The organism is Kitasatospora sp. NPDC004289 (assembly GCF_053602875.1).
In genome coordinates, this window is record NZ_JBSGEL010000009.1 from 83496 (window position 1) to 103110 (window position 19615).

The following is a 19615-nucleotide window of genomic DNA, read 5'->3' on the forward strand; positions in this document are numbered from 1 at the left end:
CGAGCCGGACTACGAGGGCCACCCTATCCAGCGGATCCGACGGGGACCCGCCGGGACGATCACGGGCCGGGCACGATTGCCCCACTCAGGGAGGGCTGCGCGGTGGACCCGAGCCAGTGCCCGACCAACTCCCGGTAGAGCGGGGACAACACCTGCAGGTCACCGTGGCGGGCCGTCAGGGCCCGCCCGGAGTCCAGCAGGAGCACCCGGTCGGCCCGCAGCGCGGACCCGATCCGGTGCGCGATCACCACCAGGGCGCCCGGCCGCCGGACGAAGGCCGCCTCGGCCACCGCCTCGGCCGTCGCGTCCAGGTGACAGGTCGCCTCGTCCAGCACCACCAGGGGTGCCGGGGAGAGGTACGTCCGTACCAGGGCCAGCAGTTGGCGCTCCCCGGCGGACAGCGCGGCCGGATCGGGCAGCGCGGCCGCCGGGCCGCCGAGCCGGTGCAGCAGCTCGGCGGCGCCCACCTCGGCCGCTGCGCGGGTGATCTGCTCATCGGTGGCGTCCGGGCGCAGCCAGCGCAGGTTCTCCCCGACGGTCCCGGTGAAGAGGTAGGCCTCCTGGGGCAACAGGGCCACCAGGCGGGCCCGTTCGGGGCCGGGGAGGGCGTGCGGGGCGGTGACGGCGCCGACGGTGACGGTGCCGTGCTGCGGCGGAAGCAGTCCGGCGAGCAGGGCGGCCAGGGTGGACTTGCCCGCGCCGCTGGGGCCGACCACCGCCAGGTGCTCCTCCGGGCCGAGGTCCAGGTCCAGGGCGGTGAACAGGGGCTCGGCGGCGGCTCCCTGGGTGTGGTGGAGGGAGCGGACGGCCAGCGGGACGGGGCCGGGGCCGGGGTCGGCGTGCGCGGCGTCGGCGGACCGGCCGGGAGCGGCGGGCGGTGCGGCGGGGAGGGCAGCGGGGAGGGCGGCCAGGCGGTCGAGGACGACGGCGAGTTCGAGCAGCCAACTGCCCACCATCCCGGCCAGGCTGCGCACCGCCGGCTCCAACTGCTGGAGCAGGTAGGCGGCCGCGCCGATGAGCTGACCGAGCGTCAGATGTCCGGTGCGCAGCAGCCAGGGGGCGGCCAGCACCACCAGCAGGACGGGGGCCCGCCCGGCCAGCGCCACGCTCAGCGTGCGCAGCGCGGCCGCCCGGCCGAGTGCGCGGACCGCCGCGCCTTGGGCGTCCACCGCCTCGCCGACCGAACGCTCCACCCGGGGCCGGGCCCCGCTCGCGGTGATGTCCCGCACGGCCGTGAACGCCGCACCGGCCTCGGCCGCCACCCGCTCGTCGGCCAGTACCACCGCCCGCTGACGGGCCACCAGCGGCCCCAGCAGCCGGGTGAAGAGCAGTCCGCCGACCAGCAGCGGCGGCAGCACCAGCGGCAGCGTGGCTGGGGCCAGCACCGCCAGGCCGACCAGCGCGGCCGGCACGGTGATCCCGACCCCCCGCAGGGTGCGCAGCAGGGTGGCGGTCAACTGCCGCGCGGACTCCACCTGTTCGGTCAGCCGGGCCACCTCGGCGGGCCCGGCCCCGGAGGGTTCGGTGCGGCTCAGGGCGCCGCCCACCACCCGGCGCACCAGCACGTCCCGCAGCGGCTCCACCACGGCGGCCACGTACGGCAGCGCTGCCCGGGCCGCGTACGCCCGGACGGCGACGGCCGCGCCGAAGCCGGCCAGCCAGGCGCAGCCCACCCCGGGCCGTCCGGCGAGGAAGCCCCGGTCGAGGGCGGCGGCCAGCAGCAGCCCGGAGAGCAGCGCGGGCAGCGCCTCGCCGGCCGACCAGGCCAGCACCCGGATCAGGGCGGGGCGGCAGGTGGCCAGGTGAGCCCGGAGCAGGGCGACGCCGGGGCGCGGGGTCATCGGGGGTCTCCCGGTATCGGGGCGGGGGCAGGGGTGGTGGCAGGGGTGGTGGCGGGGGTGGCCGTGGTGGAGGAGCCGGCCAGGGTGGAGCGGTAGTCGGGGTCGGTGATCAGGGTGCTGTGCGGGGCCAGGGCGCGCAGCCGGCCGTTGTCCAGCCAGGCGACCAGGTCGGCCCGGGCGGCGGCCTGCGGACGGTGGGCCACCACCAGCCGGGTGTGGCCGCGGGTGGCCTCGGCCAGGGCGGTGGTCACCTGGTGCTCGGTGGCCAGGTCCAGGCTGGAGGTGGCGTCGTCCAGGATCACCGCCCGGGGTCGCTGGGCGAGCAGTCGGGCTAGCCCCAGGCGCTGCAACTCTCCGCCGGAGAGCCGGAGTTCGGCGAGCGGGGTGGCGGCGCCCTGCGGGAGGCGGGAGAGGAAGCCGTCCGCCCGGGCCGCTCCGGTCTCCCGGGCTCCCGCGCCCTCCAGGGCCTCGCCGACGGTCGCGCCGACCAGGACGGGGCGCTCGAAGGCGTAGCCGACGGCGAGGCGGCGCTGCTCGGTGGTGAGCTCGGCCAGCGGCACGCCGTCCACCAGTACCAGTCCGGAGTCCGGGGAGCGTAGCCCGCCGGCCAGGGCGGCCAGCAGCGTCTTGCCGGAGCCGGAGCGGCCGACCAGCGCCACCGTCCGGCCGCCCGGCACGGTGAGGTCGAGCGGTCCGAGCAGGGGGAAGCCGTCGGCGTCGTTGACGGTGACGCCGATCAGGGTCAACTCGCCGGGGCCGGGCGGGAGTTCGCGGGTGCCGGAGGGTGGGGCGGGCAGGTCGAGGAGCTCCGAGAGCCGGTCCCGGCCGGACTTGGCGTGGGCGATCCCGGCCAGTGCCTCCACCTGCTCGAACAGGCCGAGGCCGAGGGCCGCCCAGCCGGCCGCCGCGGCCAGATCGCCCGGGGCGAGGCCGCCGCGGGAGAGCAGCAGACCGGCCGCGCCGAGCACCGAGAGCTCCACCAGGGCGACCAGCAGGGTGGCCTGCCAGACCGTCCGGCGCTGCGCCTCCCAGAGCGCGTGGCCGGCGTCGGCGAGACGGGGGAGCGGGCCGAGGACGCGTTCGGTCTCGGTGCGGCGGGCTCCGGCGGCGTGGATCGAGCGCAGCCCGGCGAGGGCTCCCGTCATCCGGGCGGCCAGCTCGGACTGCACCTGCTGGTAGCGGGTGAACGCCTCGGTGGCATCGCGCAGGAACAGGCGGATCACGAGGACACCGGGGACGACGCCGGCGAAGAACGCCGCCGCGAGCCAGGGGGAGAGCAGGCCGAGACCGAGGATCGCGCCGAGGGAGGTGAGCAGGGCCGTGACGGCCGTGACGCGGGACGGCAGGGCGCCGCCCGCATCGGCGGCGGCCCCGACCAGACGGGCCGTCAGGTCACCGGCGGGGTGGCCGTCGGGGACGGGGCCCCTGGCCAGGACGCGGTGCAGCAGCCGCTTGCGCAGCTCCACCGTGGCCCCGGCGGCCACCGCCGGCCCGGCCGCCGTCGCCACCACCCCGGCCACCGCTCCGACCCCCAGCACCACCCCGGGCACCCAGGCCGGCCCCCCGTCGATCGCCCGCCCCACCACCCCGGGCAGCGCCAGCACGGCCGCAGCCTCCACCGGCACCGCCACCACCAGGGCTGTCGCCCAACCACGCACGCTGACCTCCACATTGGTTACACCGGGGGCGCGAGGAACTGCGCGAACTCGGAAGGCGGATCACCGCTAGGTCGGGGCAGGCGAGCCAGTTGCAGGTAGTGCCGTTCCCCTGCGCGCAGTTCCTCGCGCCCCTGCGGGGCGCTGCCCTTCCGCGCGACCTCGGAAAAGGCGCCGGGGCCGTGCCGCTCCCCCCGGGTGGGTGCGGCACGGCCCCGGTCGGTGACCTACTAGCTGACGGTGAAGATCAGGCAGGTCAGGATCAGACAGGTGAACTGGCAGCCGCCGCCGTGCCCGCCGAGCTCGACGGCCTCGGTCTCCGGCAGCTCCTGCAGGGCGGCCAGGTCGGTCTCGAAGTTCTCCATGATGGGTTCCTCCCCTTGTCACGATCGCCGTCCGCACCGTGCGGACGACGCTCCCCCGGACCCGTCGGGCCCGGGAAGTCCTAGGTGGGCCGGCCGGTGCGCAGGAAGCCGGCCAGCAGTTCGTGCAGCACGGCCGCGCCCTCCTCCACCAGCACCTCGTGCCCGGCCCCCGCCGCCTCCACGTAGCGGAAGTCGGCCCCCTCGGTCCGTCCGATCCGCAGCAACTCGTGCCGCAGGGTGCGGGACTGACCGACCGGCACCACCTCGTCCCGGTCGCCGTGCACGATCAGCAGCGGTGCCGTCAGGCGGTGCGCCAGCTGGAGCACGTCCCGGGGGCCGAGCCGGTCGTCGACCGGATCGCCACCGCCGAGGCGGGTGGTGAGTGCCCGGACCGGGGCGGAGGCCTCGGCCAGCAGGCGGGCGCCGGACAGGAACGGGGCGACCACCGCGCAGCGGGCCACCTGCCCGTCCGGCGCGTGGGCGGCGGCCAGCAGCGCCAGGAAGGCGCCGTAGCTGACCCCGAAGAGGGCGGGCGGCTCCAGGCCGAGTGCGGCGCGCTGCCCGGCGATGCCGTCCAGCAGGTGCAGGACGTCGGCCAGGTCGGGGCCGCCCCAGGCACTGCGGATGGCCATCGCGTGCTCGGTGCCGTAGCCGGTGGAGCCGCGCTGGTTGGGCGCGAGCACGGCCAGGCCCTCGGCGGCCATCCGCTGCAGGGCCGGGTCGAACTCCAGCCGCCAGGCGTCGGCCGGGCCGCCGTGCAGGGCGAGCACCAGGTGCGGGGCGCTCAGCCAGGCGTCGCCGCCGTAGACCACGGCCTCCACCGGGCCGGCGGGACCGGCCAGTTCGAGGCTCTGGGCCGGGTGCCAGCGCCCGCCGTCGCCCGGGCCGGTGGAGCCGTCGAGGCGCCAACCGACGGGCGTGGAGCCGTGGTTGTGCTGCCAGGGGGTGCTGGCCGGGCGCTCGGTGCCGAGCGGGGCGAGCCGCAGCGGGAGCGGGGCGGCGGCTGGGGCACCGGGACGCCCGAGGGCGAGCAGCGCGTCCACGTCCATGGTGGTGAGCGCGGCCGGGTGGTCGGGGGCCGAGTACGGCATCCGCAGCCCCGCCGCCGACCAGTGGCCGACGGCGCCGAGGCGGCCGGGCGGCACGGGCAGCGGGGTCAGGCGGTTGAGCTCGGGCTGCCAGAGGGTCAGCGCCGAGGTGGTGCCGTGGTCGATCTGGAGCACCACCCGCCGCCCGTCCGGGCCGGCCTCGGTGTCCAGGGCGATCGGGCGCAGGAACAGTCCGGGCAGGTGCAGGCTCTCCGGGAAGCGCAGCGGCTGCCGGCCGCCGAGCTCGCCCCAGCCGAGGCGGTCGGTGCCGGGGGCGTCGCTGCGCACCATCGCGAAGCGGGTGTCCGGGTCGTACAGCGCCAGCCGGTCGTTGCTCCGCTCGCCGATCTCCAACAGCGGGGTGACCTGGCCGAGTTCGAGGTCCAGCACCACGGTGCGGACCAGGCCGCCCTGTACCCGGTCGAGCGCCAGCAGCCGGCCGGTGCGGTCCAGCCAGACGCCGCCGCCGTGCAGCCCCGGCAGCTCGGCCACCTCGATCGGCGGCGTGCCGTCGGCGGGGACCAGCCAGACCGTGGTGGCCGGCCGGGTGTCGGTGCCGAGCGCCACCGCGACCGGTGCTCCCGGGAGCGGTCCGTCGGCCGTGCCGCCGGGCATCGGCAGCAGGCGCAGGCCGGGGCGGCGCAGGGTGGCCAGCTCGGTCTCGGTGACGGGCTGTCCGGCCGGGCCGGGGGTGAGCAGCAGCAGGGCGTGCCGGTCGGCGTCGTGGCGGCAGACCAGCACCCGGCCGTCGGGCAGCGCGATCAGCTGCGAGTGCAGGCTCTCCGAGCGGCCGCCGGGCAGCGGCAGCGCGGTCGGCACGGCCGGCCCGGTGCCGGGCAGGCGCCAGCCCTCGGTGTACCAGCCGCCGTCGGCTCCGGCGGCCAGGCAGGCCGCGTGCGAGCCGTCGAGGGCGAAGGTGAAGCTCAGGCGACGCAGCGCCTGGGCGGTGGTGCGGGTGGCGGTGTTCATCCGGGCTCACCTCCTCCAGGGGGTTGACGACGGGGTCGGTCGATGACGGGGTCGGTCGGTGACGGGTGGTCAGGTGCGGGCGGTCAGGGTGGCGGGGGTGTCCGCGAGCGGGTCCAGCCAGAGGCGGGGGCCGCCGTGCAGCAGGCGGTGCAGGAAGGCGAGCGGCCCCGAGGTGCCGGTGCCGTAGGCGGGTGCCGAGCCGAGGCCGGTCTCGTCCGGCAGGACGAGCAGGCCCTCGCGCCGCACCGCGCGGGCGGCGATCAGCGCGGCCAACTCCTCGGCGCCGGTGCGGAACCGCTCCTCGCCGGTGGCGTCGGCCAGGTCGAGCAGGTACTCGCCGTTCCCGGCCAGGCCGTGGCAGGCGCTCGTCCCGCTGTGCCAACGGGCGTCCAGCACCGCCTGCCCGGCGGCGAGGGCCAGCCGGCGCGCGGTCTCGTCCCCGGTGGTGCGCCAGTAGCGGACCAGGAAGCTGCCGACCCCGGAGGAGCCGTGGCACCAGTGGGCGAGCCTCACGTGCGGCGGGTCGCCCGCGCTCTGCGGCCACCAGACCGAGCCGTCCCCGCCCTGACGGGCCGTCACGGTCAGCGTCTCGAAGGCCTCGGTGGCCCCGGCCAGCGCGGCCCGGTCACCGGTGGCCTCGGCCGTGGCGAGCAGGAAGGCGCCGACTCCGGCCACGCCGTGGGCGTAGCCGAGGTGGACGATCCCGGCCAGGCTGGAGTCGAAGGTCTTGGGCACCGGCCAGACCGTCCCGTACGGCTCGCGCGCGGCGGCCGCCAGCAGGGCGGTGGCGCAGGCGGCGGCCCGGTCCAGGAAGCCGGTGTCGCCGGTCGCCCGGTACAGCCGGAGCTGGAGCATCCCGGCGCCGGCCGCGCCGTGGCAGACGTCGGGGTTGGGCCAGCTCAGCGGGACCCGGCGGGCCAGCCCGGCGGCGCGGGCGCCCAGGGCGGGATCGCCCAGGGCCTCGGCCGCGTCGAGCAGGGCCCAGGCGGTGCCGGAGCGGCCGAAGTGCAGGCCGGGCAGCACGGTGGGCTCGGCGGCCGCCCGGCGTTCGACCCAGTCGGCGGCCCGGCGGACGGCCGTCAGGTCGCCCTCCGGGGTGGTGGCGGCGCGGGCCAGCAGGGCGAGCACCCCGGAGGCGCCGTGCTGCACGTTGCACGGGTCGGTCAACTGGCCGCCGGGGACGGTCTCCCAGAGCCGGTCCGGGCGGCCGTGCTCGGCGGTGTCGACGATCCGGCGCAGGCCGTCGGCCAGCACGCGGTCGAGCGGGTGGGCCACGGGCCGGTCGAGGGCGGGGGCCGCCGGGCGGGGGAGCGGTGGTGCTGCCTCCTCGTCCAGTGAGCGCGTCACCCGGTCGAGCGGCCAGCGCTCCGCCGGGTCCTCGGCGCGCAGGCCGAGCACGGCGGGTGCCAGCCGACGGGCCGTCACCCCGGCTCCGGCGGCGGCCGCGAGCCAGGCGTCCAGGCCGCCCTCGCCGGGCGGCAGCAGCGGGTCGTGCCCGGTGGCGAGCAGGAAGAGCAGGCCGCCGAGGGCGTACGCGTCCACCGCGAACGCGGCCACGGCCTCGGTCAGCGCGGGCCCGTGCTCGGGTGCGCGGTACCCGGGTGTGCCGGCCGTGCCGACCACCGCGCCCGCCTCGGCGGCGAGTTCGAGGTCGACCAGGCGCAGCGTGCCGTCCGGCAGCACCAGGACGTTCCCCGGTGAGAGGTCGCGCAGCACCAACCCCTCGCGGTGCACCCGCCCGACCAGCTCGACCAGCCCGAGCGCGACCCCGCGCGCCTCGGCCCAGGGCACGTCCGGCGCCCCGTCGTCGGTCAGCCTCCCGGCCACCCAGGCACCCAGTGGCACACCGTCGATCCGCTCCTCGGCCAGGTAGAGCGCGTCCCCCTGCTCCACCAGCTCCAGCGGACGCGGCGTCAGCCCCGTACCGGCCAGCCGCTCCAGCACCGCGGCCTCGTGCCGCAGCGCGGCCCTGGCGTCGGTGCCGGCCCGGTCCACCTCGATGAAGGCGCGGGCCTGCTTGACGATCACCTCGGCCCCGGTGGTGACGTCCCGGCCCAGGAAGATGCCGCCCTTGGTGCCGTGCCGGACGGCGGCCGTCAGTGCGTACCTGCCGCCCAGCAGGACGCCTCCGCCCTTCTTCGCCCCACCGGCGGGTACGGTCGACCCCTTCCCCTCGACGGGGTCGACCGCCCACGGCGGACATCGGTAGCTCGGGCCGCGGACATCCTCGGTGACGCCGCCGTCCGGCCCGTGCAGCAGCGAGCGGTAGGCGCCGTCGTTGCCCAACTCGGCCCGGCGGGCGAAGACCCCGTAGCGGTAGTGCACGCGGCTGCCGGGGGCGTACGCCCGGTCCGAGAGGATCCCGGGACCGGGGAATCCGGCGGTGGCGCGGTGCAATTCCCCGGCCAGCCGCAGGAACTGTTCCTCGTCCTCCGGATAGACCGTCAGGAATTTCCCGGCCGAACCCCGCTCGCTGTTCCGCGAATTCACCTGGTGGAGCTTCTCCACGTCGGCGGTGAACTTGAACGTGCACGGGTCCGCGGCCAGCACCGCCGCCACTGCGGCGAGCACCTCGGCGGCGGCCGGGGTGGCGGCACTGACGTGCAGCTTCCACCCCTGCTCGGGGGTGGTGGACGCGGCCGGCCGGGCCGTGCACCAGAGGCCCTCGACGGTGAACTGCCAGTCACCGCCGCCTCCCCGGGCCCCGGTGCCGGCCAAGGCCGACCGCGCCACGTCCGTCAGCGGGCCGAGTGCCACCGGCCCGCCCTCGATCGGCTCCGGCCCCCCGGCCGTGCGCAGCGGTGTGCCCGCCCCCATCTGCTCCACACCCCTTCTGATCGCCACGGCCGGTAATTCCGGATGCCTCGGAAATCACCCCCGGCCGCGCCGCCGTGAATTCGGCGGTGCGCCCCGAAGACCCCCCGGTCGGGGTAACTCCCGTTCGCACCACAGAAGTTACTTTCGGAAACGGGCGGACTCAACGCCGACCGGGTCACTTCACTCGTAAGGGTGATCCCGAATCGTTTTCGAATACGCGCGACCGGGGCGGTGTGAGCAGCGGTGTCGCGCCGTCGGGGGGTCGCGCACCCCTTCGTTCACCACCGACTGCCCCCGCACGCCGGTTGACGCACACCGGTCCGCATCCGGCGGGCCCGGCGCGGACCCGGGCCCGCCGGTCCCCGGGCCGGGGGAAGCGCCCGCGCACGGTAGTCTCGACAGGTGCCGAAACTGTCCGAGGTCATCAACGCGCTCGAAGAGCTGTACCCGCCGAGCTGGGCGGAGTCCTGGGACGCCGTCGGGCTGGTCTGCGGGGACCCGGAGGCCGAGGTCCGCCGGGTGCTGTTCGCCGTCGACCCGGTCCAGGCCGTGGTGGACGAGGCCGCGGAGTGGGGCGCGGACCTGGTGGTCACCCACCACCCCCTCTATCTGCGCGGCACCACCAGCGTCGCCGCCACCGGCTTCAAGGGCCGAGTGGTGCACTCGCTGATCCGCGCCGGGATCGCCCTGCACGTCGCGCACACCAACGCCGACCACGCCGACCCGGGCGTCTCCGACGCACTCGCCGAGGCCGTCGGCCTGCGGGTGCTCGGCCCGCTGATCCCGGACCCGACCGACCCGAAGGGCCGCCGCGGCACCGGACGGATCGGCGTGCTGGAGCCCCCGCTCACCCTCACCGAGTTCGGCGCACGGGTGGCGGCCGGGCTGCCGGCCACCGCCACCGGGGTCCGGGTCGCCGGGGACGGCGACCGGGTGATCACCCGGGTCGCGGTCTGCGGCGGGTCGGGTGACAGCTTCTTCGCCGAGGTCCGGGCCGCCGGGGTGGACGCCTACGTCACCGCCGACCTGCGGCACCACCCCGCCTCCGAGGCGGTCGAGGCCGCCCCGGTCGCGCTGGTGGACGCCGCGCACTGGGCCACCGAGTGGCCCTGGCTGCGGCTGGCCGAGCGCGGCCTCGCCGAGGCGGCGGCCGGCCGCGGCTGGACCGTGGAGACCAGGGTCTCGCACCTGGTCACCGACCCGTGGACCGCGCACGCCCCGATGACCCCGCCGACCTCGTTGACCCCGCCGACCTCGCTGACCCCGTAACGGCACCCGCCGGACCCGGCGCCGCACCGAAGACCTTGGCCGCACCGACGGCCGCCAGCTGACAGACCCACAGGAGCCCCCGCAGTGAACGCCGCGCCCGCCGACCAGATCCGCCTGCTCGACCTCCAGGCCATCGACTCCAAGCTCGACCAGCTGGCCCACCGTCGCCGCAGCCTGCCCGAGCACGCCGAGATCGACCGGGCCACCGCCGACCACACCGCCCTCAAGGACCTGGTGATCGCCGCCCAGGCCCAGCTCGGCGACACCGAGCGCGAGCAGACCAAGGCCGAGCAGGACGTCGAGCAGGTCCGCGCCCGCTCCGCCCGCAACCAGCAGCGCCTGGACTCCGGCACCGGCTCCCCGCGCGACCTGGAGAACCTCCAGCACGAGAACGAGTCGCTGGCGAAGCGTCAGGCCGACCTGGAGGACGTCGTCCTCGAGGTGATGGAGCGCCTCGACTCGGCGCAGACCCGGGTCACCGAGCTGACGGCCCGTCTGGACCACTCCACCGTGGTGCTCACCGAGGCCGAGGGCCGCCGGGACGCCTCCTTCGCCGAGATCGACGGCGAGGCCGAGAAGGTCAAGCGGGACCGCGAGGCCGTCGCCCAGGTCATCCCGGCCGACCTGATCAAGCTCTACACCCGCCTGCGCGAGCAGCAGGGCGGCGTCGGTGCGGCCCGCCTGTTCCAGCGCCGCTGCGAGGGCTGCCGGGTCGAGTTCGCCGCGGCCGACCTGAACGCCATCAAGGCCGAGGCCGCCGACGCCGTGGTCCGCTGCGAGAACTGCGGCCGGATCCTGGTCCGCACCAGCGAGTCGGGCATCTGATCCGGTGACGGGGACGGGGCGCAGGTTCATCGTCGAGGCGGACGGCGGCTCCCGGGGCAACCCGGGCCCCGCCGGGTACGGCGCGGTGGTCCGGGACGGCGACACCGGCCAGATCATCGCCGAGGCCGCCGAGTACATCGGGCACGCCACCAACAACGTGGCCGAGTACAAGGGCCTGATCGCCGGCCTGCGGGCCGCCGCCGAGCTCGACCCGGAAGCCAGGGTGGACGTCCGGATGGACTCCAAGCTGGTGGTCGAGCAGATGTCCGGCCGCTGGAAGATCAAGCACCCCGACATGCGGCCGCTGGCCGCCGAGGCCGCCACCGTGCTGCCCCGGGCCCAGGTCAACTACAGCTGGATCCCGCGCGAGCGCAACAAGGACGCGGACCGGCTGGCCAACGAGGCGATGGACGCGGGCAAGGCCGGCCGCCAGTGGGAGCCCAAGGCCCGCCCGTCCGCCGCCGCTCCGGTCACCGGCACCGCCCCGGCGGACGAGCCGCTGCCCGAGCCCGCCGCGCCCCGGGCCGGCTGGGCCGCCCCCGCCGACCTCGGCACGCCGACCACCTTCGTCCTGCTCCGGCACGGCGAGACCCCGCTCACCCCGGAGAAGCGCTTCTCCGGCAGCGGCGGCAGCGACCCGGCGCTCTCCGAGAAGGGCCGCTGGCAGGCCGAGCGGGCCGCCGAGGCGCTGGCCGCGCGCGGCACCGTCCAGGCCGTCGTCAGCTCCCCGATGCTGCGCACCCGGCAGACCGCCGAGGCCGTCGCCACCCGGCTCGGGCTGGACGTGCGGATCGAGGACGGCCTGCGCGAACTGGACTTCGGCGCCTGGGAGGGCCTCACCTTCGCCGAGGCCCAGGAGCAGTACCCGGACGACCTGACCGCCTGGCTCGGCTCCGCCAAGGCCAAGCCGACCGGCTCCACCGAGAGCTTCACCACCCTCACCCACCGGGTGGGCACGGCCCGGGACAAGATCCTGGCCCGCTACTCCGGCAAGACCGTCCTGGTCGTCTCCCACGTCAGCCCCATCAAGACCCTGGTCCGGCTGGCGCTGGGAGCCCCGCCGGACGCGCTCTACCGGATGGAGCTCTCGGCCGCCTCGCTCTGCGCCGTCCAGTACTACGCGGACGGCAACGCCTCGCTGCGCCTGCTGAACGACACCTCGCACCTGCGCTGAGCCGGGGCGGGGCCTCGGCCCCGCCCCACCCGCTCAGGCGTCCGGCCGGCTCACGCGTCCGGCTGAGTGACCGTCAGGCCCCAGTGCACGTCCGGCGCGGAGGCGTCCACCCCGACGTGGAAGGACCGGCCCTGCTCGGCCGTCACCTGCGCGGAGGCGATGCCCGTGCCGTCCACCGGGCAGTCCACGGTGAAGGTGGTCGGGGTGAGGTCGCCGTAGTACGGCGTGAAGGTCACCGCCACCGTGCTCCCGGCCGACGTGCCCCGGCAGCCGACCGTGACGGTCACCGGCGGGCCCGCCGCGTACGCCCCGCCGGTGACGGCGCCCCCGTCGCCGATCCAGTCCGGGATCCAGATCAGCCCCTCCGCGCCCGGGTACGGCAGGATCTCGCCGGTGCCCGGGGTGCCCTGCTCGTACGTCCCCGACGGCGCCTGCCCGGCCCCGTCGCCCGCCGAGGCCACGGCCACGGCCGGGACGGCCACCGCCGCGACCGCCGCCACCGTCGTGAGTGCCGCCGCCAGGACCGTTCCCGCGTGCTTCATGTTCGTCCCCCTCGTACCGGACGCCGGGCCCCGACGGCCCGACGTACCCGCACAGTCTCATCCGGCACCGACAGGTGCGCCTGAGTACGGAGGCTCAAATGCCCCCGGCTCAGTGGATCTCGGTGACCACCACGTCGAGCTGCCAGGGCTTGCGGGCGGTGCCCTCCGCCAGGACCTCGATCCGGTAGCCGAGCCCGGTCAGCGCGTCCACCAACTCGCCCGGGGAGGCCGGCTCCTGACCCGCGTTCAGCAGGTCGCGGACCAACCGGCCCTTGGTGGCCTTGTTGAAGTGGCTCACCACCGAGCGCTTCAACTCCCCGTTCACCTCGCGCTCCTGGAGCACCCGCACGGTCGCGGTCCGCGCCGCCACCGCCCCGGCCGGCTTCCACGCCGCCGCGTACGCCGCACTGCGCAGGTCCAGCACCAGCCCCTCGCCCGCCGCCTCCGGCAGCACCTCGGCCATCTCCCGCCGCCAGTACGCCCCGAGCGCCCCCAGCGGCGGCAGCTTCACGCCCATCGAGCAGCGGTACGGCGGGATCCGGTCACCGATCCGCACCGCGCCCCACAGCCCCGAGAAGACCACCAGCGAACGCTCGGCCAGCGCGTACGCCGCCTCGTCCAGCTTCGCCAGCCCCAGCGCGTCGAACAGCACCCCCGTGTACACCTCGCCCGCCGGCAGCGCCCCCGCCGTCGGCAGCCCGGCGTTCTTCGCCACCTCCCCGCGCAGCCCCTCGCTCAGCCCGAGCACCTGGCGCGCCGTCTCCTCGTCTCCCCGGCAGAGCCCGACCAGCGCGTCCAGCACCGCCCGCCGCCCCGCCGTCAGCCCCGGCAGCGACAGCCCGTCCAACTCCAAGGGCACCCCGGCCTCCGCAGCGGCCTTCCCCTCCGACGGCGGCAACAGCACCAGCACGGCGACACCCTTCAACAGTCTGTGGCAGCGGACCCTGCAACTGTACGGGCCCGCCGCCCGCCCCCGTGCCGGGCCTCGGGAGGTCGACGCCCCTGCTCCGACGGGCGCGGGGCCTGGACGGCACACCGCCGGGGGCGCCGAGCGCCCGGGGGAGCGCACGGAAGGCCGCGGCGCGAGACCGACGGTCCGGCGCGTTCAGGGTGTGTGCGCCACTCCGCCGGAAGCGGTGAGCGCCCGCAGGCGGGCCCGGGCACGGAAGGCCGCTGCCCGCGCCCCGGCCGCCTCGAAGCCGGCCAAGGCCCGGCGGACCGCCGTCGCATCGCCACCCAGCCGGGCCAGCGCCGCCTCGTACGGGCAGCCGCGCCGCTCCCAGGCCTGCGCGGCAGCCGCTCGGGCGCCCGCCAGCTCCGCCGCGTACGGCCCGGCCGCCCGGAGCTGCGGCACGCGGCCGCCGCTGCGCCGCACCCAGACGGCGAGCGCCCCCGCCAGCCAGGGGGCGCCGCGTCCGCCGGTCATCGCCAGGCCGTGCCGGGCCTCGGCCGCCGCCCGCTCCTCGTCACCGCCGAGCCAGGCCGCCTCGGCCCGCGCCACCCACACCGGGCCCAGCAGCCGCAGGTCCACCGGATCGGCCGCCGCCACCGCCTCGTCCAACGGCCCCCACACCCCCGGCTCCCCGCACCTGGCCCGCACGGTGCCCACCACCTGAAGCGCCCGCACCCTGGCGGTCAGCGGCAGCCCCGGCACGCGCAGCGCTTCGTCGGCCGCCCGCACCGCCTCCCGCCAGTGGCCCTCGAACAGTCGAAGGTGCACCAACTGCGCCTCCGCTTCCTGGAGTTGCCACGTCAGGCCATGCTCTCGGCAGTGGGCCACCGCCCGTTCGAGGGCCCGCCCGGCCCGGGCCGGATCGCCCTGCAGCAGGGCCAGCTCCCCGACCGCCAGACCCCTCCGGACGGCCTCCTCGACGTCCTCCACCCCGCACCCCGCCTCGACCGCACCCCACTCCCCGCCCCCGGCCACCACCCGGGCCAGCGCCAGCTCCCAACGGGCCCGCGCCGCCACCCTCCCGTCCGCGGCGACCGCCCGCCGGGACCAGGCCGCCACCGCCACGAGGTCCTGCGCGGCCCCGGCCGCCTCCGCGAGATCCAGGTACGCCCGGGCCGCCGCCGCTCCCGTCAGCAGCTCCGCCGCCCGCCGCCCCGCCCGCCCGGCCTCCTCACCCCGCCCGCACCGCCACAGCGCACGCGCCGCCCGCCGCAGGTCCTCGCCCTCACCGGCCCGGTCGCCGAGCACCCGCCGCAGCGCACCACCCTGCCGCCACCGGTCCGCCGCCTCCGCCGCCCCGGCCGGCCCGAGCTCCGCCGCCCTGGCCTCCAACAACCCGGCCAGCCCGGCGAGGACGGCCCGCCGCTCCACCAGCTCCACGCCCCCAGTCTCCGCCCGCCGCCCCGCATCCCGCCCGCCGTGCGGCGCACCGGAGGCGCTCCGACGGGTCGTCAGGCGGGGGGATCGCGACGGGCGGGGCCTCCTGGCGGGGGCGTGTCCGTTCGGAGGTCTGCCCGCCGGGGTGCCGGGGTGGCCCCGAAGGGTCCTCAGGTGGTGGCAGGACCCGGCGCGCCGGGTCCGGTCACCACCCCCCTGCGGGTAAGTCCGTCCGGCGGGTCCGCCCGCTCGACGGGGCGTCAGGCAGCGGGTCGGCCAGTACGCCGGGTTCTGTCTCCCGGGTGGTGGGCCGCCCTCCGGGGGAGTGCCCGGGGCGGTCCGACGGGCCGTCAGGTCGGCGGCGCCGTACGCTGCGAGCATGCCGCGTCAACAGCTGAGGATCAGGGCCGCCGACTCCGCGCGGATCAACCGCGAGCTGGCCGAGCTGCGCGAAGGGCTCCAGCTGCCGAGCGGCTGGTCGCCCGAGGCCGCCGAGGAGGCGGAGCGGGCGGCGGGGGTGCCGAGGCTGCCGGAGTTCGACGCGACCGACCTGGAGCTGTTCACCGTCGACCCGCCCGGCTCCCGCGACCTCGACCAGGCGATGGGCCTCGGCCGGCGCGGCAGCGGCTACCGGGTGCACTACGCCATCGCCGACGTCTCGGCCTTCGTCCGCCCCGGCGGTGCCGTCGACGCCGAGGCCCACCGCCGCACCCAGACCCTCTACTTCCCCGACCTGCGCATCCCGCTGCACCCCGCCCGGCTCTCCGAGGACGCCGCCAGCCTGCTCCCCGGCGAGCTGCGCCCGGCCCTTCTCTGGCAGCTGGACCTCGACGCCGACGGCGTGGTGCTGCTCGCCGACGTCCGCCGCGCCCAGGTCCGCTCCCGCCGCCGCCTCGACTACCAGGGCGTGCAGGAGGCCGTCGACCGCGGTGCCGCCGACGAACAGCTCCGGCTGCTCGCCGAGGTCGGCCGCCTGCGCGAGCAGCGCGAGGCGGACCGCGGCGGCGTCAGCCTGCCGATCCCCGAGCAGGAGGTCGAACCGGCCGACGGCGGCTACCGCCTGGCCTACCGCGCGCCCCGCCCGGCCGACGGCTGGAACGCCCAGATCTCCCTGCTCACCGGTATGGCCGCCGCCGAGCTGATGCTGGACGCCGGCGTCGGCCTGCTCCGCACCCTGCCCGCCGCCCCCGAGTCCGCGTACGAGCGGCTGCGCCGGACCGCCAAGGCGCTGGACGTGGAATGGCCGCCCGGCACCCCGTACCCCGCCCTGATCCGCTCCCTCGACCCGGCCCGGGCCCACCACGCGGCCTTCCTCAAGGAGTGCACCGGCCTGTTGCGCGGCGCGGGCTACCACGCCTTCGACGCGGCCCGCGGCGTCGCGCCACCGGCCGACCCCGGCCACGCCGCGCTGGCCGCGCCGTACGCGCACTGCACCGCGCCGCTGCGGCGGCTGGGCGATCGCTACGTCCAGGAGCTCTGCCTGGCGATCGCCGGCGGCACCGAGCCCCCGGCCTGGGTGCGCGACCAACTCCTAGAACTCCCGGCCCTGTTGGAGGGCGGTGACCGCCGGGCCCGGGAGATCGAGCGGGCCTGCGTCGACCTGGTCGAGGCCGAGCTGCTGCACGGCCGCGAGGGCGAGCGCTTCGACGCCGTGGTCGTCGACGTGGACGAGCGCCACCCGGCCAAGGGCACCGTCCAGCTCCGCGAGCCCGCCGTGGTCGGCCGCTGCGAGGGCCCCGGCCCGCTCCCGCTCGGCGAACGCCTCACGGTCCGGCTCACCCTCGCCGACCCCACCACCCGCACCGTCGCCTTCGCCCCGGCCTGACGACCCCTCAGGAACGCGCGGGAGGCCCGGCCGCGTACGCCGCCGGGGGCGCGATGGCCTGCACGTCGGCCCCCTCCCCGACCCAGAGCCCGATGAACAGCGCGGCCGTCGCCTCCAGCAGCCCCGCCCGCTCCAGACCACCGGCCGGCAACGGCTCGCACCCCGCGTCCCGCACCAGCCCGGCCACCAGCGCGACCGCGCCGTCGTCCCCGCAGAGCGGCACGGCCAGCGGACGGCCGTCGAACACCGGCGGCCGCATCCGCCACACGTCCCGGTGGCAGAGGTTGAACGCCTTCACCACCCGGGCCTCCGGCGCCGCCCCGGCCAACAGCCGCGCGGCCGAGGCCCCGCCCTCGGTCAGCAGTCGGAAGCCGGGCCCGACCGGGTTGGAGCAGTCGATCAGCACCGTGCCCGCCAGCTCCGCCCGCAGCCCGCCGACCACCTCCGCCCCGGCCCCGAACGGCAGCGCCACCAGCACCGCCTCGGCACCTGCGGCCGCCCCGCGCAGCCCGTCCGCGGCCGCCCCGGTCCGCTCCGCCAGCCGCCGCGCCCGGCCCGCGTCCCGCCCGCCGACCGTCACCCGGTGCCCGGCCCGCACCCAGTGGGCCGCCAGCGCGTCCGCCATGCCGCCCGTACCCAGCACCCCGATCCTCATCAACCGCTCCCTCTCCGACGTGGGTTCGACCGTTCACCACCACGCTAGGGACCCGGTCGGGCACCATTCGGTACGTGCCGGACGACCCCTTCCTCGCCGACTGCCGCGCGCGGCTCGGCTTCGACCTGCTCGCCAACACCTGGAACCCCGTGGTGCTCCGGGCCCTCCGGGACGGCCCCCGGCGCCACGGTGAACTGCGCGAGCTCATCGGCGGCATCAGGTCCAAGGTCCTCACCGAGACCCTCCGCCGTCTCCACGTCAACGGTCTGGTCGACCGGCACGCCGCTGACGGCCCGTCACCCCGCCCGGAGTACCGCCTCACCGAGCTCGGCCGCAGCTTCCTGGCCCCGATCGAGGCGGTCGGCGGGTGGGCCTTCGAGCACGGCGACGAGGTGATGGCCGCCCGGGACGCCGCTCTGCCCCCCGAGCCGCTGTCCTGACCGCCCGGCCCGACCGGCTACGATGACCAGTACGGCGGACGAGCCGGCCGGGCGGTCGCGTCGGGTCCCTTCGGGGGCTCGCCGAGGAACGTCCGGGCTCCACAGAGCAGGGTGGTGGGTAACGCCCACCCGGGGTGACCCGCGGGACAGTGCCACAGAAAGCAGACCGCCACCGACTCCGGTCGGTGGTAAGGGTGAAACGGTGGTGTAAGAGACCACCAGCGACCGAGGTGACTCGGCCGGCTAGGTAAACCCCACCTGGAGCAAGGTCAAGATCGGCGCCCCCGGGCGCCGTGCGCGGATGCACGAGGGCTGCTCGCCCGAGTCCGCGGGTAGACCGCACGAGGCTGTCGGCAACGGCAGCCCTAGATGGATGGCCGCCTCCCCGGGCCGCGCAAGCACCCCGGGAGACAGAACCCGGCGTACAGGCCGACTCGTCCGCCGCCAAGCTGGGGAAAGGCCCCCTGACCTGCGAATACGCAGGTCAGGGGGCCTTTCTCATGGCCGTCACAGGGGGCTGGTTCTGGAGGCCGTCCCAGACGGCGAACACCTCGTCCACCAAGCCCACCAAGCCCACCAAGACCTCGCTGCCCGCCATGTGCGCAGCAGAGTCAGAGGCGACCATCCCCGTCCGGTGGACCTCGGACGCGTTCCGCATCAGTCGGTCGTACATCGGGTGGTGCTCTGTGGGGAGAGACTCGCGGTACTCGTCCGCCGGGAGTACGACCTCAAGCCGACCGCCCGCGGCAAGGACCATCTCGGCGAACCAGGCGTCGGGTCCGTCGGCGATGCAGGACACGCCGACCAACTCCGACTCACGGCCGCGGAGCGCTTCCGCCAGGAGCCTGCGAACCTGGACCTCCACATCGGCGTTGAGGCCCCTATGGCCAGTGATCCCGATTCGCATGTGCCCCTCCTGCAGGTAGACGTCGTGAAGGCGTTCGTCAAAGTCGCGCACAGTCCTTGTGCAGAGACGAGCTCGTGAAGGATCTCCGAAATGCTCGGGCCCTCTCCACGATTCGACCGGACCGGTACTCCAGCCCCACGTCGAGTGCGCTGGACGCCGGGGCGAAGCCTGCCTCAACGTGGCCGGCAGCCATGTGCCCCCGGGCTACATCCAAGATCAGTAGCGCTCGCTGCGTAGCATGGCCGGTGGTGAGCGCTGCTACGTCCTCGCCCAGGACCCAATCGGACAGGCCGAGCTGCGTCCCGCAAGTGACTCGCGCAGCCGCCACTTTCTCCTCGTTGAAGACGAAGACCCAAGGCCAAGGCGGAGGCTCCTCCGAGCTGAGGCCAGCCGCCACGGTGCGACTGTGAACAAGAGAGCGATCTGCTTTCCGTGGGTCCCCGCCTGCGGCGTGAGCCAGAGCTTCGACGCTGGCAAGCCATGCATCCGCGATCTGAGGGCCGCTGGTCCCGAGAGCCTTGCGTGCCCGCTCGGCGAGGTTGAGGGCCTGAGCGGCGTTGCCCGCCTGGCCTTCGAACTGGGCCAGCGAACCAATCTGATAGGCGATCAGGAGAGGGTCACCGGCGGACTGCGCGGCCTTAACGGCCTGACCGTACAAGAGCGAGCGGACCCGTAGTCGCCCATGTCCCAGGCGAGCCAACCAGCCAGCGATGACGCCTCGCTACTGAACTTGATTGAGGAGCAGGAGGAGGCCGTGCCGGCCGCTGAGCGGCCTGCGGCTGGCGCGCGGGGCCCAGCTCCCGCGAACTGGGTGGAGATGGCGCAAGAAGCAGACACGGAGTCCGCCCGCGTTTGGTGGACCCGGAAGGTGGCGACCTGGTACTCCGACAACACTAAGGCGGCATAGGTCGGGA

16 protein-coding genes and 1 other RNA gene are annotated in these 19615 nt (G+C 76.2%); 7 read left to right on the forward strand and 10 right to left on the reverse strand.

Annotated features, from left to right (window positions below; genetic code table 11):
• Positions 1-59 precede the first annotated feature (59 nt).
• The 5 genes from ACWEPF_RS08585 to lanL all read right to left on the reverse strand — a co-directional run bounded on the left by ACWEPF_RS08585 (position 60) and on the right by lanL (position 8762).
• A complete protein-coding gene (locus ACWEPF_RS08585; RefSeq protein WP_452171962.1) occupies positions 60-1841 on the reverse strand; it encodes an ATP-binding cassette domain-containing protein in 1782 nt (593 codons plus the stop codon).
• Entirely contained in the window at positions 1838-3499 is a 1662-nt protein-coding gene (locus ACWEPF_RS08590; RefSeq protein WP_452171963.1) for an ATP-binding cassette domain-containing protein, read from the reverse strand. The genes ACWEPF_RS08585 and ACWEPF_RS08590 overlap by 4 nt, the downstream gene beginning before the upstream one ends.
• Before the next feature lie 227 nt (positions 3500-3726).
• On the reverse strand, positions 3727-3861 hold the full coding sequence (locus tag ACWEPF_RS08595; RefSeq protein ID WP_345289080.1) for a VenA family class IV lanthipeptide: 135 nt from the start codon (positions 3859-3861) through the stop codon (positions 3727-3729).
• Between the two features lie 80 nt (positions 3862-3941).
• Positions 3942-5918, reverse strand: coding sequence for an alpha/beta hydrolase family protein (locus ACWEPF_RS08600; protein WP_452171964.1), 1977 nt, complete (start codon positions 5916-5918; stop codon positions 3942-3944).
• 69 nt (positions 5919-5987) lie between these two features.
• Positions 5988-8762 carry a class IV lanthionine synthetase LanL gene (gene lanL, locus ACWEPF_RS08605; RefSeq protein ID WP_452171965.1) on the reverse strand — a complete coding sequence of 925 codons (2775 nt, stop codon included), beginning with the start codon at positions 8760-8762 and terminating at the stop codon, positions 5988-5990.
• 375 nt (positions 8763-9137) lie between these two features.
• On the opposite strand from lanL, the gene ACWEPF_RS08610 reads away from it, so the two are divergent.
• From ACWEPF_RS08610 to ACWEPF_RS08620, 3 genes are all read left to right on the forward strand, one after another.
• On the forward strand, positions 9138-10004 hold the full coding sequence (locus tag ACWEPF_RS08610) for a Nif3-like dinuclear metal center hexameric protein (RefSeq protein WP_452171966.1): 867 nt from the start codon (positions 9138-9140) through the stop codon (positions 10002-10004).
• 84 nt (positions 10005-10088) lie between these two features.
• A complete protein-coding gene (locus tag ACWEPF_RS08615) occupies positions 10089-10829 on the forward strand; it encodes a zinc ribbon domain-containing protein (protein ID WP_380150162.1) in 741 nt (246 codons plus the stop codon).
• A gap of 4 nt (positions 10830-10833) precedes the next feature.
• Complete coding sequence (locus ACWEPF_RS08620) at positions 10834-12003, forward strand: bifunctional RNase H/acid phosphatase (RefSeq protein WP_452171967.1); 1170 nt, start codon at positions 10834-10836, stop codon at positions 12001-12003.
• Positions 12004-12053: 50 nt separating this feature from the next.
• Here the strand turns inward: ACWEPF_RS08620 and ACWEPF_RS08625 are convergent, their stop codons facing one another.
• From ACWEPF_RS08625 to ACWEPF_RS08635, 3 genes are all read right to left on the reverse strand, one after another.
• Positions 12054-12545 (reverse strand): hypothetical protein, encoded by a 492-nt coding sequence (locus ACWEPF_RS08625; protein ID WP_452171968.1) that lies wholly within the window; start codon positions 12543-12545, stop codon positions 12054-12056.
• 109 nt (positions 12546-12654) lie between these two features.
• On the reverse strand, positions 12655-13455 hold the full coding sequence (gene yaaA, locus ACWEPF_RS08630) for a peroxide stress protein YaaA (protein WP_452171969.1): 801 nt from the start codon (positions 13453-13455) through the stop codon (positions 12655-12657).
• A 195-nt stretch (positions 13456-13650) separates the two neighbouring features.
• The gene (locus ACWEPF_RS08635; protein ID WP_452171970.1) at positions 13651-14877 is read right to left on the reverse strand and encodes a hypothetical protein; all 1227 of its coding nucleotides are present in this window, start codon (positions 14875-14877) and stop codon (positions 13651-13653) included.
• Positions 14878-15253: 376 nt separating this feature from the next.
• Here ACWEPF_RS08635 and ACWEPF_RS08640 point away from each other — a divergent pair, with 376 nt between their 5' ends.
• On the forward strand, positions 15254-16699 hold the full coding sequence (locus ACWEPF_RS08640; protein WP_452171971.1) for an RNB domain-containing ribonuclease: 1446 nt from the start codon (positions 15254-15256) through the stop codon (positions 16697-16699).
• Positions 16700-16706: 7 nt separating this feature from the next.
• On the opposite strand, the gene ACWEPF_RS08645 is transcribed toward ACWEPF_RS08640, so the two are convergent.
• Positions 16707-17354, reverse strand: a complete 648-nt coding sequence (locus ACWEPF_RS08645; RefSeq protein ID WP_452171972.1) for an NADPH-dependent F420 reductase — start codon at positions 17352-17354, stop codon at positions 16707-16709.
• Positions 17355-17428: 74 nt separating this feature from the next.
• Here ACWEPF_RS08645 and ACWEPF_RS08650 point away from each other — a divergent pair, with 74 nt between their 5' ends.
• Complete coding sequence (locus ACWEPF_RS08650; protein WP_452171973.1) at positions 17429-17794, forward strand: winged helix-turn-helix transcriptional regulator; 366 nt, start codon at positions 17429-17431, stop codon at positions 17792-17794.
• A gap of 39 nt (positions 17795-17833) precedes the next feature.
• Positions 17834-18235: RNase P RNA component class A (gene rnpB, locus ACWEPF_RS08655), an RNA gene on the forward strand.
• A gap of 43 nt (positions 18236-18278) precedes the next feature.
• Here the strand turns inward: rnpB and ACWEPF_RS08660 are convergent.
• On the reverse strand, positions 18279-18701 hold the full coding sequence (locus ACWEPF_RS08660) for a hypothetical protein (RefSeq protein WP_452171974.1): 423 nt from the start codon (positions 18699-18701) through the stop codon (positions 18279-18281).
• A 406-nt stretch (positions 18702-19107) separates the two neighbouring features.
• On the opposite strand from ACWEPF_RS08660, the gene ACWEPF_RS08665 reads away from it, so the two are divergent.
• Positions 19108-19377: a hypothetical protein gene (locus ACWEPF_RS08665; protein ID WP_452171975.1), complete on the forward strand. Its 270-nt coding sequence runs from the start codon at positions 19108-19110 to the stop codon at positions 19375-19377.
• The last annotated feature ends 238 nt before the right edge of the window (positions 19378-19615 follow it).